The organism is Candidatus Hydrogenedentota bacterium (genome assembly GCA_019637335.1).
Lineage (GTDB): Bacteria > Hydrogenedentota > Hydrogenedentia > Hydrogenedentales > JAEUWI01 > JAEUWI01.
In genome coordinates, this window is record JAHBVV010000015.1 from 1 (window position 1) to 17461 (window position 17461).

12 protein-coding genes are annotated in these 17461 nt (G+C 65.2%); 6 read left to right on the forward strand and 6 right to left on the reverse strand.

Translation table 11 applies throughout. The features are described 5' to 3' along the window. The 3 genes from KF886_15930 to KF886_15940 all read left to right on the forward strand — a co-directional run. On the forward strand, nt 1-238 hold a 238-nt coding region (locus KF886_15930; GenBank protein ID MBX3178844.1), incomplete at its 5' end, for a hypothetical protein. Between the two features lie 85 nt (nt 239-323). Next, complete coding sequence (locus KF886_15935) at nt 324-623, forward strand: putative addiction module antidote protein (GenBank protein MBX3178845.1); 300 nt, start codon at nt 324-326, stop codon at nt 621-623. Nucleotides 624-964: 341 nt separating this feature from the next. After that, the gene (locus KF886_15940) at nt 965-2524 is read left to right on the forward strand and encodes a hypothetical protein (protein ID MBX3178846.1); all 1560 of its coding nucleotides are present in this window, start codon (nt 965-967) and stop codon (nt 2522-2524) included. 164 nt (nt 2525-2688) lie between these two features. On the opposite strand, the gene KF886_15945 is transcribed toward KF886_15940, so the two are convergent. Together KF886_15945 and KF886_15950 are read right to left on the reverse strand one after the other, a co-directional pair. Further along, complete coding sequence (locus KF886_15945) at nt 2689-4935, reverse strand: DUF4838 domain-containing protein (GenBank protein MBX3178847.1); 2247 nt, start codon at nt 4933-4935, stop codon at nt 2689-2691. Between the two features lie 71 nt (nt 4936-5006). Continuing rightward, nucleotides 5007-6395, reverse strand: a complete 1389-nt coding sequence (locus tag KF886_15950; protein MBX3178848.1) for an arylsulfatase — start codon at nt 6393-6395, stop codon at nt 5007-5009. A gap of 156 nt (nt 6396-6551) precedes the next feature. Here KF886_15950 and KF886_15955 point away from each other — a divergent pair, with 156 nt between their 5' ends. From KF886_15955 to KF886_15965, 3 genes are all read left to right on the forward strand, one after another. Next, entirely contained in the window at nt 6552-8048 is a 1497-nt protein-coding gene (locus KF886_15955) for a methyltransferase domain-containing protein (GenBank protein MBX3178849.1), read from the forward strand. A 100-nt stretch (nt 8049-8148) separates the two neighbouring features. After that, nucleotides 8149-11097: a hypothetical protein gene (locus KF886_15960; GenBank protein ID MBX3178850.1), complete on the forward strand. Its 2949-nt coding sequence runs from the start codon at nt 8149-8151 to the stop codon at nt 11095-11097. A gap of 39 nt (nt 11098-11136) precedes the next feature. Further along, a complete protein-coding gene (locus tag KF886_15965; protein MBX3178851.1) occupies nt 11137-11871 on the forward strand; it encodes a sulfite exporter TauE/SafE family protein in 735 nt (244 codons plus the stop codon). Nucleotides 11872-11881: 10 nt separating this feature from the next. Here KF886_15965 and KF886_15970 read toward each other — a convergent pair whose 3' ends face one another. The 4 genes from KF886_15970 to KF886_15985 all read right to left on the reverse strand — a co-directional run bounded on the left by KF886_15970 (nt 11882) and on the right by KF886_15985 (nt 17416). Continuing rightward, on the reverse strand, nt 11882-13348 hold the full coding sequence (locus tag KF886_15970; GenBank protein ID MBX3178852.1) for a tetratricopeptide repeat protein: 1467 nt from the start codon (nt 13346-13348) through the stop codon (nt 11882-11884). Further along, a complete protein-coding gene (locus KF886_15975) occupies nt 13345-14700 on the reverse strand; it encodes a VCBS repeat-containing protein (GenBank protein ID MBX3178853.1) in 1356 nt (451 codons plus the stop codon). Before KF886_15975 ends, KF886_15970 begins: the two co-directional genes overlap by 4 nt. 84 nt (nt 14701-14784) lie before the next feature. Then, entirely contained in the window at nt 14785-16092 is a 1308-nt protein-coding gene (locus KF886_15980; GenBank protein MBX3178854.1) for a sigma-54-dependent Fis family transcriptional regulator, read from the reverse strand. Continuing rightward, nucleotides 16085-17416: a hypothetical protein gene (locus KF886_15985; protein ID MBX3178855.1), complete on the reverse strand. Its 1332-nt coding sequence runs from the start codon at nt 17414-17416 to the stop codon at nt 16085-16087. Before KF886_15985 ends, KF886_15980 begins: the two co-directional genes overlap by 8 nt. Nucleotides 17417-17461 lie beyond the last annotated feature (45 nt).

Here is a 17461-nt window from a genome sequence, read left to right on the forward strand (position 1 = left end):
TCCGGACACGTTGTTGTACATTAATCGTAGTGCATCCGTCTTCGAGATTTTTGCCCGATCTCGCTCTGTCGCCTACCTTCAAAGGATCCTTCCTATTTTAGGTTTGGGTTCGAAGGCCGACCTGGAAGAAGTGCTTTTAGCGTTCAAAGAACAGAAGCTTTGGCTGCCTCGCTGGAACGTCAATTCGTTCTCACCTTCATACTTGATGGGATTCGATCAATTGGGGTCCACGAAGTAACGAAGGACCGACGGAGATAAAGGCACGCAGTCCAAAGACATCAAGACCGCACTGCGCCTTGCGAGAAACGTTTCGGAGGAATTTCATGCCAAAAACAAAAACAACCCAATACGATGTCGCGGAACACCTCCGCACCCCCGAGGAAATGGCCGCCTATCTCGAGGCTTGCTTCGAAGAGGCCGATGGAGATGCCGCGTTCATCGCCAAGGCCCTGAGCGATATAGCCCGCGCCAAAGGTATGACCCAGGTCGCACACGACGCTGGACTGTCCCGCGAGAGCCTCTACCGGGCGCTGTCCGGGGACCATAGCCCCAGCTTCGACACGATTCTGAAGGTTGTCGAGGCACTGGGACTGAAGCTCCACGCAGAAGCACCAGAAGACTGAACGCGCCCGATCTCGTATGGAGTATCGATAGTCGCAAGCAGCCGATTGCTCGGTATCGTTGTGCGACGACCTACGGTTCCGCTTGTCCTGCGGACGGTTGCAGCAACTACCTGACGGGCTTCCGGTGCGTGAAGGATGTGAAATAGCCCCAACGCATGTTCCCTTCGCGTCTTCGCGCCTTTGCGTGAATCAAGAGCACTGTCACACAATGGTGTCGCTATGCAAAGCAACCTACTCCAGAACATGTGGAGAAAGCATGTTGCCCCCTCCCGCCCCGCTGTGCCACCATGAGTCTGTCCGGGGGGGACCGGACACCGCTCCCCCCGGGAAAGGAGGCCGCCATGCGCGCCAAGTCTTTTCTCTCTATTGCCCTGCTCCTCGCGACTCCCGCGTTGGCCGATCCCTGGCAGGACGCCGATCAGAACGGCGAGCAGGCGCGCCAGGCGTTTCTGGCCTGTTCCCGCTTTGTCGATGGCTGGCTGCAGCACGCCGACCCGGTTTCGGGGCTGATCCCGCGCAACCTCGCGAAGGACTTCTATTGGAACGCGCGGGACGCGGCGGCGGACAACTATCCGTTCATGGTGCTGTCGGCGTTTTACACCAACCGCGCGCTTTTCGACGGGCGCATGCACGACATGCTGCGCGCCGAGCAGCGGCTGACGAACCGCGTGGGCGCGCTGCCAGACGATTTCGTCTTTGCGACCCAGTCCTTCCGGACGGAAGAGCCGGACATGGCCGCGGTCATTTTCGGCGCGAGCGAATACGTGAAGGACGGGCTCCTGCCACTGAACGAACTCCTCGGGCCGAGTCCGTGGACGGACCGGATGATCGAATTGCTGGACGGCATCTGGGAGCACGCGGAAATCGACACGGAAGTCGGGAAGCTGCCGTCCACATCGCACGAGGTGTGCGGGGAACTGATGCAGGGCTACGCGCGGGTCTACTGGATGACCGGCGAGGAAAGATACCGCGACCGGGCGTTCCAACTTGCCGCCTACTTCCTCGATCACCACTCCCCCATCGAGGCGGAAGCGCTGCGCCTCGATGATCACGGCTGTGAGGTGATTGGCGGGCTCTCCGAGGTGTATTACATCGCCTCGAAGGAAGATGCCGAGCGCCACGCGCGCTGGAAACCCGAGATGCACCGGATCCTCGACCGCATCCTGGAGGTCGGACGCGATGCGCACGGGCTGCTCTACAACCGCATCGACCCGCGTGACGGGAAAATTCTGGACGAGGACCGCACGGATAACTGGGGCTACAACTACAACGCCTTTCTGGTCGTCGCGCAGGTCGATGATGCGCCGCGCTTCGAGGAGGCGGTGCGCTTCACGCTGCAGAACCTTATGGCGAACAAAGATTTCCCCTGGGAGGGCGACATCGCCGACGGCATCGCGGATTCGCTGGAAGGCGGGCTGAACCTGATGAACCGCCTGCCGGAACCCGCCGCGGCCGAGTGGGCGGACTACATGGCCGTCCGGCTGCTGGCGAAGCAACGCGACACCGGCGTGGTGGCCGGCTGGCACGGCGACGGCAATTTCGCGCGCACGGCGCTGATGTGGGCGCTGTGGAAGACGCAAGGTTGCTACCTGGAGCCCTGGCGCAATGATTTGCGTATTGGCGCGGTACCGGATGAAAACGGCGGCCTGTACCTCGCGGTCTCCGCCGACTGGCCCTGGGAGGGAACGATACGCTTCGATATCCCGCGCCACAGCGAATACTTCGAGATGCCAGACGACTACCCGCGCCTCAATCAGTTTCCCGAATGGTTCACGGTGGCGGAGGACGCCCAGTATACGGTGGATGGGGCCGCCACGACCGGCGCCGAACTACGCGCCGGTTTGCCGGTGACCGTGGACGGCCAGACGCCGGTGCATATTGCCATCGCGCGCCAGCCATAGGCGTTACAGGGACGGCAGGGACATCAGCGACGGCAGGGACGGAATCGGACAGCGCGCTGTTAACATTGCGTTGGGAGCCGGATACGTCCCTGTTGTCCCTGTTGTCTCTGCTGTCTCTGAAACCCCAGCCGTCCCTGCTGTGCTGGACAGGCGGGACGCCCGCCCTACTCCTTCACGGCGAAGTAGAATCCCCAGCCGCCGCCGATCTGGTCTATCTTGAGCAACACCGTGTTCTTCCCCTTCTTCAGCGGCAGCGTCACGTGCTCATCGCCGGGCCGCGCGGTGCGGCTGGCTTTGTTCTCGAGGAGCAACGCGCCGTTCAGCCAGAGCTTGATGCCGTCGTTGCTGCCGAGCGCCACTTTCAGCGCGGTATCCTCCTCGACGATGAATTCGCGGTAGGCGTAGGCGACGCCATCCTCGCTGGGCTGCATGATGCGCGCCAGATCGACGTATCCCGTGCGGCCGGGCTTTAGCGGTTGCCAGCGGACGGTCTGGCCGCCCACACCGGTGTACGTCTTTTCCAGGGCGATTTCCATCTCCGGCGGATAGGCGGTGTCGAAGCCCGCGCGGTCCTGGTTGTCGAAGGGGCCGATCACCCGCCAGTCCGTGATGTATTCCGGCGCTTTTTCCACCTCGGCGATGAACGCGGCAATCGTCTCGGCGCCGAATTGTTCGCCGAACTGCCCGATCTCGTGCTCCGCCATAACGCGCTTGAAGGTCGCCAGGGTCCCGGGCATGGCGTCGCGGCTCAGGTAGTCCGCACCGCCGACCGCGTAAAACTGGAGTCGCGCGTAGTGGATCGGCAGGTGGGCCAGCTCCACGCGCTTGAGCAGCGCGGGATCGCCCTGGGCCGCATCCAGCGCCTTCGCAAAGTGCGCGTCGGCGCTATCCAGGAAGGCGGGCGTGAGGTAGGCCATCTGATCGAGGCTCGCGAAGATGCTGAAGCGCATGTCCGCAGGCTTCACGGCTTCGTGCGCCTCGCGGATGTAAGCCGCAATGTGCGGCGCCGCCGGGCCGTAGACGTTGGTGACAAATTCGTCGATCAGCGCGCGGCCATCCTCGTACGGGTCCCACATGAGCTGCGCAAAGATCCACGCGCGCAGCGCGGAGAACTCCCCGCCGCCGTGCGGGCGCACGTTGTTGCCCTGCGCAAAGAGCCCGATGCAGTTGCGCTCGGCGTAGAAACGCGGGTGCGCAATGACCGATTCCAGATTCGGATAGGGCATCAGGTAGTGGCGGAAGTTGGTGAAGTAATCCCAGATGGTGATGGAGTCCGTGATTCTGCTCCAGCCTTCGAGCCGCTCCACGAACACCTCGTGGTCGTCGCACTGCCCGATCGGATGCGCCTGGCAATACTCGTAGTGGCACATGCGGATCGTGACATTGTCCCGTGGCCGCACGTGCTTCGGCGGAATCTCGGAGTAGACATAGGCCAGGGTCTGGAGCTCCACCCCCGGATGCTTCTCCGCCACCACGTCCGCGATCTGGTTCACGAAATGCAACAGCGTGCCGGCGTGGCTGCCCTCCGCCTCGTCGATCGCCGCGCAGTTGTCGCACTCGCAGTAGCCGTAACCGTCGTTCTGGTCGACGGAAAACAAATCGGCCTCGGGATGTTCCGCAATCCACTGAAGCACCCGCTCCGTCGCGATGCGCAGCACATCGGGATTCGTCAGACACAGCTGCACCCGGTTGCCCTCGCGCTGCCGCTCGCCGTCCACGAGCGAGAAGTACTCGGGGTGCGCGTCGAAGTACTCCTCCGGCGGAACGAGCTGATTAAAGGTGTGCACGAAGGGATAGATGACGTAGCGACCGCCTTTTTCCTCAGGAATGGGAACCATCGAGGGGTTGATCCGGTTGAACACCGCAAAATCCACGTCGTGAACTTCGCGGTACCATGGCTCGCGGTTGACGAAAGCCGGTTTCTGGCGGTCGGGAAGCCCGTCCACCCGCAAGGTCATCATCTCGGGAACCTTCGTCACGTCGCGCGTGTACCACCGGCATCCAAAATGGTCCCGCAGCAACCCGATCACGCCGTAGAGCGTGCCGCGCGGTGCGCCCCCGGCGATGAGCAGGGCATCACCCACCTGTTGGATGATGTACTCCTCCTTGCCGAAGCTGGCGGGGTCCAGATCGCCGATAAGCGATGCGGGCGCGCCGTCAAAACCCACGTAGATGACCTTGCCCGCGTCATCCGCCTCGCGTACGAGAGGCAGGCGCGCGCCGCTCATGCGCTCCACGTAGTCCCGGAGCACGGTGGCCGCGTACTGTTCCGGCGCGCTCGCGGCGGGCGACGAGTAGATCGCGTAGCCGCTCTTGCCGCCGTCCACCAGCACCAGCGGCGCCGAGGCAGCCTGAAGCCCGCCCACACACGCCAGAAAACACACCACCCCGTACCGTCCCATGCGAAACATGGCGTCCCGCTCCTTTCCGAGAAAACTTACAGCCCCCAAAAAATAATCGCACCGCGTTCGCGCCGACTCCATCAGTCCTTCCGGACGTAGATCTCTCCGATCGGATAGTCCGGCGAGGGCGTCAGGGCCTCGTCCATGTAGGAAAGCAGCTGCCGGACCACTTCCGGGTGCTTCGCCGCGAGATCGTTGGTCTCGCCGGGGTCCTTCGCCAGGTCGTACAGTTCCAGGGCATTGTCCACGCCGTTGCGGACGCCCTTCCAATCCCCCGCGCGCACGGCCTGCATGAAGACCTCGCGGCAATGGCCGTAATCCCAGTACAGGTAGGTATGTTGCGCAACCTGCTCCTCGCCGCGCAGGGCGGGCAGCATCGACAGGCCATCCACGTCCGCGGTTGGCTCCAGGCCGGCCAGTTCGGCCAGGGTCGGCAGGATGTCGTAGTGCGCCCAGATCTGATCGCTCACCCGGCCCGCGGGCACCTGGCCCGGCCAGTGCGCAATCATGGGCACGCGGATCCCGCCTTCATAGTTCTGGCGCTTGTGCCCGCGAAAGACGCCATTGCTGTCGAAGAACTCCTCGTCGTGGCTATCCGTGGGATCCGGGCCGTTGTCGCTCGTAAACAGGATCAGGGTGTTACTCTCCAGGCCCAGTTCCTTCACATGCGCGGCGATACGGCCGACATCGCGATCGAGCATGGTGACCATCGCCGCGAAGTTCTTTTCCGTCTGCGGCCAGTCCCGGTCGCTGTAGGGCGCGTCGGACGGCACGATCTGCGATTCCGGCGTGTCCTTCGGGAAGTCGGACCAGTGCGGCAGGGTGTAGGGAAGATACAGGAAGAAGGGATTGTCGCGGTTGGTCTCGATAAACTCGAGCGCCTTTTCCGTAAATAGATCCTGCGTGTACTGCCCGCGCTTCTCGGCGCGGTTTCCGAAGAGCAACACCACCCGGTCGTTCTCCATCAGGTGATCCGGATAGTAAAAATGCGCCTGGTCCTGGTCCAGGTGGCCGTAGAAGTAGTCGAAACCCTGCAGGTGGGCCATGCCCCACGAACCCGGGTTGCCCAGGCTCCACTTGCCGATCGCGGCCGTGGCGTACCCCGCCTGTTTCAGCACCTCCGCCACCGTCACGTCGTCCGGCCGCAGAAAAACATAGTGCGGGATGTTGTCGCGGACCCGATTGTTCCCGTTGTGCATCCCGGTCATGATCGACGAACGGCTCGGCGCGCATACCGATGCGCCGGCGTAGCACTGGGTGAAGCGCGTGCCCTCCGCCGCGAGCCGGTCGAGGTGCGGCGTCTGGATCACTTTCTGGCCGTAGCTCCCCAGATCGCCGTAGCCCAGGTCGTCCGCCATAATCAGGATGATATTGGGCCGGGCGCCGGGCCCCGGGAAGGACGCCGCTTCGGCCAGGGCCGCGGGCAAGATCGCCGCCAGGACAACGGGCAACATCAAACAGGAACGCATGACACATCCTCCCGGATTGCGGTTCGTTAATCTCGGGAGTATGGCAGTGGCGGGCGGCGCCGGTCAACGGGCGAATCGCCTGCTTGTCACGCGCGGGCGTTGGTGTTACCATGCCCGCATCTACCCCCAACCACCCACGACCGGATGCGCGCCGCCATGGATCACATCGAACTGCTTGCCAGCCCGTCCGTTGCATCCGCCGTGCGGCTGGGCGATCCCTGGGAGACGTGGAACCTGGTGGTGGAGTCTGTCTCGGGCCCGCCGGATCCCCACGTGGTGTTTCAGCGCGCCGATAGCGCGCGGCCGGGCAACCTCGTCCAGCGCTGCGCCACGCCCCGCCTCGATCCGTACGACCGCTTCGTTGTGGCGGTGGAGTTGCGCGCATCGGGCGGGGGCGCGGCGGGCCTCAATGTCTACCTCCACCCCGACGCGGCGGAGGAGGCCCCGCACCAGGTGTTTCAGTTGGCCCACCCGGGCGACGGTGACTGGCATGTGCTCACCCGGGAGATTCCCATCCCCGAGCCCCGGCCCGATCACGTGCGGCTGATGATTGTGCTGCGCGCCGGCGAGGCGCCGATCGCCGTCCGAACGCTTTCACTGCGGCGCGAGCGCGCGGCCACCGCACCCGCTCCCGATCTCGACGCGCTGCACATTACGCCCGCGTACCATGCGGCGGTGCGCGATTTGGTTGACCGGCACCCCGCCTCGGGCGACCCGGTCTTCCGCGATCATTTGTTCCGATCATTGATCGGCGGCAACCGCAAGGGCATCCGCACGGTTCAGGCGATCGCCGACCGCCTGCGCGGCGCGGGCAAGAACATCGCGGGCGGGCGATTTCTGGATCTCGGGTGCGGCACGGGCGGCGCGCTGGTTGGCGCGCGCAGGCTCGGGGCGGCGTGGTGCGAGGGCTGGGAGATCAACGCGGAAAAAAGGGCGCTGGCGCGGCTCAACCTCTCCAGCCTCTTCGGCGAGGATGCGGTGACCGCGGTCCGCGACATGAATATGGAAGATACCGACGCTACCGCGCCGCCGTTCGAGCCGTATGGTCTGGTGTTCTGCGAAGAGGTACTGGAGCATGTAAAGGACCTTGATGCGGCCCTGGCCACGCTGGCGCGGTGTATCGATCCCGATTGTGGCGCCGCCCACGTCACCATTCCCGCCGGGTACGCCCTGGCGCACGTGCTGCGGGATCCGCACTTGCAGCTGTTCGGCATCACGCTGTTGGATCGTTTCGAGGCGCAGCCCATCGCAACCGCGCTGAAGAACCACACGCACTACGCCGCGATGATGGGCGCGTACCACCCCTGGAGCGTCTATCTCGCGATCTTCGCGCGCCACGGGCTCGCCTGCATACCGGTCGAGCCGCCGGACGTGTCCAACCGCGCGATCCGGGCCGCCGCGAACCAACTCGCGGAGATCCGGAAGCAACGGGAGGCGCTTGTGGACGCGTGGAGCGCCAGGGTGGACAGCGCAACCATCGCGCTCGTTGCGGAACGGGTGGACGGCTACGTGGCGGGCGCGGAAACCGCCCTCGAACAGGCCCGCGCCGCCGCGAGCGACGCCCCGGAGCGCCGGCAGTTCGTCGAGGACTACGCGACCTCCCACATCGATCTAATCGTCGCTCCGGCGGGAAGCCCCGTGCTGGCGCGATGATATGACGCGGTTTGGCGCGGCCGGCTGGCGGCGTTGGACCGCTCCAGTCCATAATACGGGCATATTCGCCATTTCCCGCCGAACCTGAGGGTTGTTTCCCATGTTCCGAATTCTCCTGCCGCTCTACCTGCTCGCCATTGTCTCCAGCACAGCCCAGACCACGATCGGCATTCCGCTGAAGCCGGATCCGCCCATTGCCGTGGACGCCGCGCTCGGGGATTGGTCCGCCGTGCCGGGCGCGATCACCATTGACCAGCCGGAGCAGGTCGCGCACGGCGTAGGGGCGTGGGCCGGCCCGGAAGACCTCAGCGGCGTTGTGCGCCTCGCGTGGCGCGCGGAATATCTGTTTCTCGCCGCCGAGGTGACGGATGACGCGATCGTGCAGGGCCAGCGCGCGTCCGGCATCTGGCAGGGCGACCATATCGAACTATACATCGATGTAACGCCCGACGCCGAACCGGATCGCCCGGACTTCGGCGCGGGGCAGTTTCACCTGGCGCTCAGCCCGGGCAACTTCCAGAGCACCGGCGACGCCCTCCTGGACACGCGTCCGGAGGCCTTCTGCTACACGCCGCGCGGTCTCGATACCGGCGGCGTCCTGGTGGCCTCGGCCCAGACGGCGACCGGGTGGATACTCGAGGCGGCCATTCCCTGGGCACTCCTTGGCCTGCCCCCGGAGGCGGGCGCGCCCCTGGGGATCGAGATCGGCCTGAGCGACACCGATGGCGGCGAGGCCCGGCAGGAGACCATGCTGACGATAGGCAGCGCGGCCTGGTCCCACGCGCGAGACCGTCTCCAGCCGATGGCGCTGGCCGGGACCGATGGCGTCGCGGCGGAGCGCGCGGTGTCCTTTCCTGTTTTCGAGGCGATCGAGCTCGCGCAGGGCCAGTCCGAGACGATTATGTTTGAGGCGCCGCTCGTTCCGGAGGGGCGTCAGGCGGTCCTTCGCCTCCTGGCCCGGCTCCACTTCGATCAGGTCGCCGGATACACCCAGGCCCTTCGGCTCGTGCTCAACGATCAGCCGATCGCGGGCAATCGCCTGATGAACAAGGATCTCCGCGAGACCTCGCGCGGGGGCGCGGTCTATTCGATGTATGCGGGCGACCAGTTCTCCACGTACTACAGCCCCGATTTCGACGCGCCCAACACCAACGACTTCTATGGGCTCCAGGGCGGCGTTGTACCCTGCCTGTTCGAGCTGGATGTCACCGATCTGTTGAAAGATGGCGCGAACACGCTCGCCGTGCGGCACAGCGCCGATGAACGCATTCAGCAGGTGCTCCACGCCGCAAACGGCTCCCTCGTGTTCCAGACCCCGCCGCCGCCGGAACAGGCCAAGGCCGGCCCCCCGACCGGCCCCCTTCCCAATATCGCGCCGCGGCGGGATTTGCGCGTCGCCTACACCGCCGAGGCCGGTCCCGACGCCACCATCGCCCTGGCCTTCGGCGAAGCGCGCGTCACCGTGCAGAGCCGCTTCTCCACGCCCGCGCCGGCCTGGGTCCACGGTTCGAACGACTACTTCCGACACCACCGCCGTATCGAGCAGCGGGGCGAAGGCGTCGCCGTGTTTGACACGTTCACCAACCTCACCGAGGAAAACCTGGGGATCATGCACCGGCACGAAGCGTCCCTCGGCGACAATCTGAAACGCCTCTGGATCGCCGGCCTCGAACAGCCGGGCGGAAGCGGGAGCACACACACCCCGGCGAACTGCACGACCTTCGCCGCGGCCGGCGGCTGGGGACTGGGCCTTATCGCGGCGGACGACGTCTTCCGCGTGCACAGTACAAACTACGGCATCGACGGCGTCATCGGCGTGGCGGACAACCAACTCGTGCTGCCGCCGGGCGAAAGCTACACCGCCGAGTGGCGCATCGTTCCGGTGGACGCGCCGGATTACTACACGTTTATTAACAGCGCGCGGCGCTTGATGGACGCGAACTTCACCATTGACGGCGGCTTCGCCTTCCTGCGCTCCGGACCGCTGACGGACGCCTGGTCCGACGAACAGGTGAAGAATTTTCTCGAGTGGAAGGACCCGGAGTACGTCTGCGCCACGATTTTCTCCAACTACCAGGGCCGCTACGCGCACGGCACCGCATTCCAGCAGGTCGAGCACGACTCCTACGTGACCTCCTTCGCGCGCTGGCGCGGGATGTACGACGCCACGTACATGATCTATTTCCACTGCTTCCTCGACGTCACGGACGAGGGGCCGGAACGCTTTGCGGACGCGCGCATCCTGCGGCCCGACGGCAAGCAGGCGGACTACGGCAAGGAGGACCAGCGGCTGTACCTGCCCATGACCGGCAACCGCTACGGGGCGGAGGTTCAGAAGAACGTCGATGTCATCCTCGACAAAATCGGCGCGGACGGCGTCTACTGGGACGAGCACCAGTACAGCAGCGCGCAGTACCACTACGGAGAGCCGTGGGACCGCTTCACCGGCGACATCGACCCGAGGACGATGCAAGTACGGCGTCTGAAGTCCTCGGTCACCCTGCTCACGGAGGACTGGCGGGTGCGCCTCGCGAAGTACATCCAGTCTCGCGGCCCCCTCGTTGGCAACGGCGCGCCGTACACCCGCGCGATGGCCGAGCTGAACTTTCCCTGCTTCGTCGAAACGGGCAGCATCACCAACTGCACCCTGTCGCACCTGTATTCGCCCATCGCCCTCGGCGACCACCTGACCGAACACAGCCAGCAGGACGCCTATGAAACCATGCTCGCCGCGCTGGACTACGGCTGCGTGTACCACTGGTACAACGACATGACCGTAACCCCGACGCACAAGACGATCACCTCCTGGATGTTCCCGATCACGCCCCTCGAGCTGCACGCGGGATACATCATCGGCGAGGAACGGATTATCACGAAGGTCAGCGGCAAATTCGGCTGGGGCGACGCGTCGCAACACGAAGTCCACGTCTTCAATGATCGCGGCGAGGAGGTCGCCGATTTCGATGCGCCCTTCACCACGGAAAATGGCCAGACCTGGACCGAACTCCGCCTCGCGGAGGACTGGTGCGCCGCCATCGTGCGGCGATAGATCCACCCAGCCGCCGCCCCATTTCCCGCAAGGCTGTAAATGCTCATCTACACGGTTGTCTTCATAGCCCTGTTCCTTGGCTGCATGGCGCAGTCCGCGGTCGGTTTCGGCTCGATGCTGATCGCCATGCCGCTGCTGACCTTTGTGCTTCCGCTCCAGGTAGCCGCGCCTGTTCTTGCGCTGATCGGGCCGCCCACCACGATCTACATCTTCCACCTCAACCGCCACGGCGTGGATTGGCGCGAGGTGGGCCGGATCATGGCCGGTGCGCTGGCCGGCGTGCCGCTGGGGCTCTGGGCGCTGGAAAGCCTGAATCCCGCCTGGATTATGCGGGCCGTGGGCGCGGTGCTCGTGGCGTACGCCGTCTATGTGGCGGCCATTGAACCGCGACTGCGGCCCCGGGCGAACATGCGGTCAGGCAATATCGCGACGAGCCTGGCCGCCGGGCTCTGCACGGGCGTGCTTGGCGGCGCGTTCAATACCGGCGGCCCCCCGCTCATTTTGTATGGGGACTGGCTGCGCTGGCCCCGGGCGCGGTTCAAGGCGATCCTGCAGGCGGTGTTCCTGGCCAATGGCACGCTGATCATTATCGGCCACGCCCTGGCGGGAAATGTGCACACCGGCGTGCTGCCCTATGCCGCCGCCGCCACGCCGGGCGTGATAGCGGGGCTTTACGCCGGGCGCCACATCGATCGCCTGCTCAGTCCGGCGCATTTCCGCTACGCGGTTCTCGGCATGGTCGCGCTCCTGGGCCTTTCCCTGATCGCGCGCTGACGAGCCGGGATCAGCGCCCAAGTAGCGATTGAATGCGCGCCGCCAGCTGGGGGTTCCCGCCCGAACGCGCCTGCTCCAGCGCGCGCTCCAGGTAGGGAATCGCCTTCTCCATCTCGCCCCGCTCGTAGTAGTACGTGCCCGCCTTGTATTCGGCGGAGGGCAGAGAAGGCTCCAGCCGCGCCGCCTCGGCGTACTGCACCATGGCCGCCTCCACCTCACCCAGTTGCAGGAGGGCCTGGCCCCAGTTGTATCGGGCCTCAAAGGATTCGGGCCGGAGTTCGAGCGCCTTCTCGCAGTGCGGGATTGCGTCTAGCGGGCGCTTGAGCTCCAGGTAACAGCCCGCCAGGCCATGGTGCGCGGGCTCCATGGTCGCATCCAACTCCAGCGCCTTCTGGAAGAGCGGAATCGCCTCTTCGTAACGGCCCTGCCAGTAGTAGTTGTTGCCCAGGTTCAAGCTCAGTTCGCCATCCCGCGGCGTGTTGCGGGCCGGCAGCGACACCGCCTTCTCCAGGTAAGGCGCGGCCTCCGCAAAGCGGTCCATCTTCTGAAGCATTTCGCCCAGTTCCGAGTTTGCCTCGAAGTTATCCGGGTCGAGCTCCAGAGCCCGCCGGTAGTACGCCACCGCCTCCTCGGGCCGTTTCCGGTCGTTTGCGTGAAAGCCCTTCGTCAACAACTGGTCCACGTGAAAGCAATACCGGTCCAGGCCATCCACCCAGGGATCGGGACTCGCCTCGAAGCGGCCCAGCAGATTGGTCGAGGCCAGCGCGCGCTTCTGCTCCTCTTCCTTGCCCTGCGCCTCGTACACCGTCGCCAGCAACCGGTGGGCGACGCCAAACTGGGGGTGGGCGCTCAGAAGCGAACGCAGGTGCTGCTCCGCCGTCGTCCAGTCCTCGGCATCCTTTGCGACCCGCGCAAGCCCCAGCCGCGCATACGGATTGTTCACGTGCAGGTCGAGACAGCGCGCGTAGTCGGCCTTGGCGCCTTCCCCATCGCCGGCCTTGTAGCGGTTGTCCGCCCGCCGGAGAATTGCCGGGAGATAGGTCCCATCCAGGGCGATTGTCCGATCCAACAACGTATCAATGTCCCGCATGTCGCCTTTCATACTGCGAACATACGCCAGGAGATACGGCCATTGCGCTTCCCGCGGGTCAAGCGTCATTGCGCGCTCGTAACAGGCCGCCCCCTCATCGTAATAGTAATTGGCCTGGTAGATGCGCCCGAGCTCGCCCACATTCTCGGCCGACGGGTCCGCCTGAACGCGCGCAATCGCCGAATCCAGCAGGGGCGCGAGTTTCTGTCGGCTCGCATCCAGTTCCGGCCGCTCGGGAAGCCGGGCGAGGGTCTCGGCGGCCTCTCGCCGGGCCTGCGTCACGCGCCAGGCGGCGGCGGCCAGGGCAACCAGGACGGCCGCGGATAAAACGGCTATCACGCGCCCGCGCAGCGTAGAAGAGGCGGGCTTCGCACCGGCCATACTCATGGAGCCTCCCCGGACTCGGCCGGTGAGGCCTCGCCCCAGTGGTTGCGCCAGAGCGAGATTCGATTCTCCCGATCATACGGCTGTGCGGTGGGGTAGGATCCCGTCACGAAGTCCACACGCCCGTCGCCATCGATATCGCCGGGCGCCATAACAATCAGATGGGCCGGATAGCGCGTAATATCCCGCCGCGTGAAATTCATTTTGCCGTCGTTCTCGAACCAGATGATGCTGGCGTCGGTCGAGCTCTCGTCCTGGCCCAGCGAGCTGGTGACGATGATATCCAGGTCGCCGTCGTTGTCGATATCCACCGCGTGCCCCGAAGCCGCCCCCGCGAAATCATCGATCCGGTGGTACTCGAACTCCAGGTTGCCCTTGTTTTCCAGCCACTGAATTCCATGCCACGGTCGCGGGCCCGGCGGTTGATAATCGAACGAGTCGCCATTGGTAAACAGGATATCCAAGTCGCCGTCGCCGTCGAGGTCGGCCAGGTTGAGCCCGCTGCTCCCGAAATCCTCATTGGTGGATCCGAAAACCCGGTGCGCGGTGAAATTGGCCTTGCCATCGTTCTCGAAGATGTACACCTCTTCCCATTCCTGAGATACCAGGGCCACGATGTCGAGGTCGCCATCGCCATCCATGTCGGCCACGGGCGTATGAATCGTGCCGGAGAGATTCAGTAGGTTATGGCTCCGATAGAGCCAGTCCTCATCAAGTTTTTCCATCCATCGAATCTCGCCGCGCTCGTAACCAAACTGGCCCACGACCAAATCCAGGTCGCCGTCGCCGTCGAAATCGCCAGCGCGCACGTCCGTGACACGCGCGATTCCCTCCGCGAGATAGTGGACGGTGAACCGCTGCTGGCCATCGTTCTCAAGCACCACCACCGCGCCGATTTCTTCATTGCTGGGCGGCACGATACCCATGGAGGCCACAAGGATATCCAGATCACCGTCCTGATCGATATCCACGGCGCTCAAGTGGGTGGGGCCCTTGATGTTCTCCGCAAGAACGCGCTCGGTGAAGGTCCCCGCTGGCTTCTGCTGCAGCCAGCAGACCGTGTTGGTATTCGCATCGGAGAAAATCACGTCCGGCAGGCCGTCTTGATCGAGATCGACGATGTCCAGATGCGTGATCATCGCCAGGACGCCCTCCGGAGGCGGATTCCCGATGCGCTCGTACTTCAGGAAGTCGATCTGGGGGGCGCGCGCGGGTTTCGCCGCCTGGCGCGCGGCATCGGTATCCAGCGTTTCGGTCTCGGACCCCGCGCAACCGTGCAGGACGCAGGGCATCAACAATAACAGGGCGGCAGGTTGGCGAAAAAACAATCGGCGGAAGGTCTTTAATACAGCCAAGGTTTGTCTCCTCAAGAAAAAGACCCAAGGTCGCCGCCAGTCTAGCATGCGGCGGCGGAAATCCGCCAATCCCGGCAGGGGCGCCTACATCCCGTAGTCCCGCAGTTTGTAGATCAGGTTTCGGCGGCTGATGCCGAGCAACTGGGCCGCGCGGGTCTTGTTCCCGCCGGTCTTCTCCAGGGCCTCCAGGATGGCCTGGCGCTGGATGGCCTCCATATCGCCCACCAGCACGCTGCCCGGGGTGCGCGCCTCGTTCTCTCCGCGGCGTATCGCGTCGGGAAGGTCCGACGCCAGGATCTGCTGGCCCACCGCCAGAATCGCCGCGCGTTCCAGCGCATTTCGCAATTCCCGAACGTTTCCGGGCCAGCCATGGGCAAGCAGGCAGCGCTCGGCGGCTGGCGCGAGCCGCTTGCCATGGGGTTTCAGGAACCGTGCCGCCAGGGGCAGAATATCCTCGCGCCGCGCGGCCAGCGGCGGAACCGTCAGGGGAAACACGTTGACGCGATAATACAGGTCATCCCGGAAACGGCCCGCCTTCACCTCCGCCTCGAGATCCCGGTTGGTCGCCGCAATCAGGCGCACATCCGCGCGCCGCTCCTCCGATCCGCCGATACGGTGGAAGCGGCCCGATTCGAGCACGCGCAGCAGCACGGGCTGAAGCGGAACCGGAAGCTCTCCGATCTCGTCGAGAAACAGCGTGCCGCGATCGGCCTCTTCGAAGCGTCCCGCGCGCTGGCGATCGGCCCCGGTGAACGCGCCTTTCTCATGGCCAAAGAGCTCGCTCTCGATGAGGTTCTCGGGGATTGCGCCACAGTTCACCGTGACGAAGGGGCCATCCCGGCGGAGGCTGTGCTGTTGGATGAACTCGGCGATCACCTGCTTGCCGGTTCCGCTTTCGCCCGATATCAGAATGGCCGCGTCGGTTCCGGCGGAGCGCAATGCCTGCTGAAACACCTGGCGCATGGCCGGGCTTTCCGCCACCACGCCCGGCGGCAGCGTAACGCCCTCGGGGCCGTCCAGCCCATCGCGCGGGGCGCCGAGGGCATCGTCCACCGCCGCGATCAGTTCGTCGAGATCGACGGGCTTCTCCAGGTAGTCCAGCGCGCCCTGCTTGATCGCCGCCACAGCGTCGCGCACATCGATGTAGGCGGTAAGCAGGATGACCGGCAGGTCGGGGCGCATGACCTTGACTTTCGCCAGCACCTCCAGGCCGCTCATTCCCGGCATGCGCACGTCGAGCAGCATCAGATCGCAGCGGTCCGCGGTCGCCAGGCCCGCCGGGCCATCCGCGCAGCAAACGGTGTCGAAACCGGCGCGCGCCAGGGCGTTGTCCAGCAACTGCCGCTGGCCCGGGTCGTCGTCCACAATTGCGATTCGTGCGCGCTCAGCCATGGGGAGAGTGTACCTGTTCCAACCCGCGCAGGGTTACCGCCGCGCCCGCACCGGGCGTGGAATCGATCTCCAGCGACCACCCGTGGGCCCGCGCGATCTGTTCCACGATGCTCAGGCCCAGCCCGCACCCGCCTTCGAAGCGCGTAAAATAGGGCTCGGTCACCCGCGGCAGATCTTCGGGCGCAATGCCGCATCCCGTATCCCGCACAGCCAGGTCGATGCACTCGCCGCGGAATGTGGCGGCTATCGTTATCCGCCCGCCCGAAGCGGTGGCGTGCAGCGCGTTAATAACGAGATTCAGCAAGGCCTTCCGGAGCTGTGCCGCATCGGCGGAAACGGCCACTTCCGGGGATTCGACCGACAATTCGACCCCGCGCTGGCCCGCCTCCCCCTCGACCAGCCTGGCGAAATCCGCGAGAAACGCGCGCAGGGAAACGGTACCGGCTGCGATCTCCGGCGGGCGCGCCAGCCCGAGAAATCCGTTGATATGCCCCACCGTGCGATCGATCTCATCCACAATCCGCGACGCTCGCTCCCGATTTCCGGCGGAATCCGCCGGGGCGTCCGCAATCAACTGCGCTTCGCCGCGCACGATGCCGAGCGGGTTCTTCGTCTCGTGCGCGAGGCCGGCCCCGATCTGTGCGAGTTGCGCCTGGTGCGCCGCCAGTTCCCGCGCCACAATAAGGGCGGTCTGCAACCGGCGCCGCCGCACCGCCCCCAGCGCCACAGCCGCACCCAGGATCACCACCAGCGCGGAGCCCGCCAGCGAAACGCCAAACCGCACCCGATCCCCCTGGATCTCCGCGCGCATGCCGGCGGTATCCATCGCCACCGACAGGACGTAGGGCCCGTCGGGCATGGCCTCCGCCGTGTCCGGTTCCGGGCCGAACGCGGGGCCCTGGAAGCCGCGGCCGCGCCCCAAGCCCGGCCCGCCGCCGAAGGTGATGTCGAATGCCCGGCTCACTTCAAGCACTTCCGGCAGCCAACGCTCCCCAGTTGATGCGGTCCCGTCCATCCGTGCAGTCTCCCCGCCCGAAGCCACCACAACGCCATCCACAGCGCGCAACACCACGCCGGACACATCCGGCGCCGCCGCGAGCTCTTCGAAGATGAGCGAGAGGCGGTCGTGACGGTAGCGGCCCATCCGGCCCTGCGCACGAATACCGGCGGCCAGGGCGTCAAGCGCGGTCTGCGCGCGCGCCAGCATTACCCGCCGGTGGTTTTCCGCCTCGGACCGGTAATCGGCGTGGAGCAAAACGGCGCTGGCGGCCATCGCCAGGATGGCCGCCAGCGCAACGGTTACGGTGGTCTTGTCGGCGTTCATCGCGGGTCCCCGCCCGACATTACCGGGCTGGTGCATTGTACCACG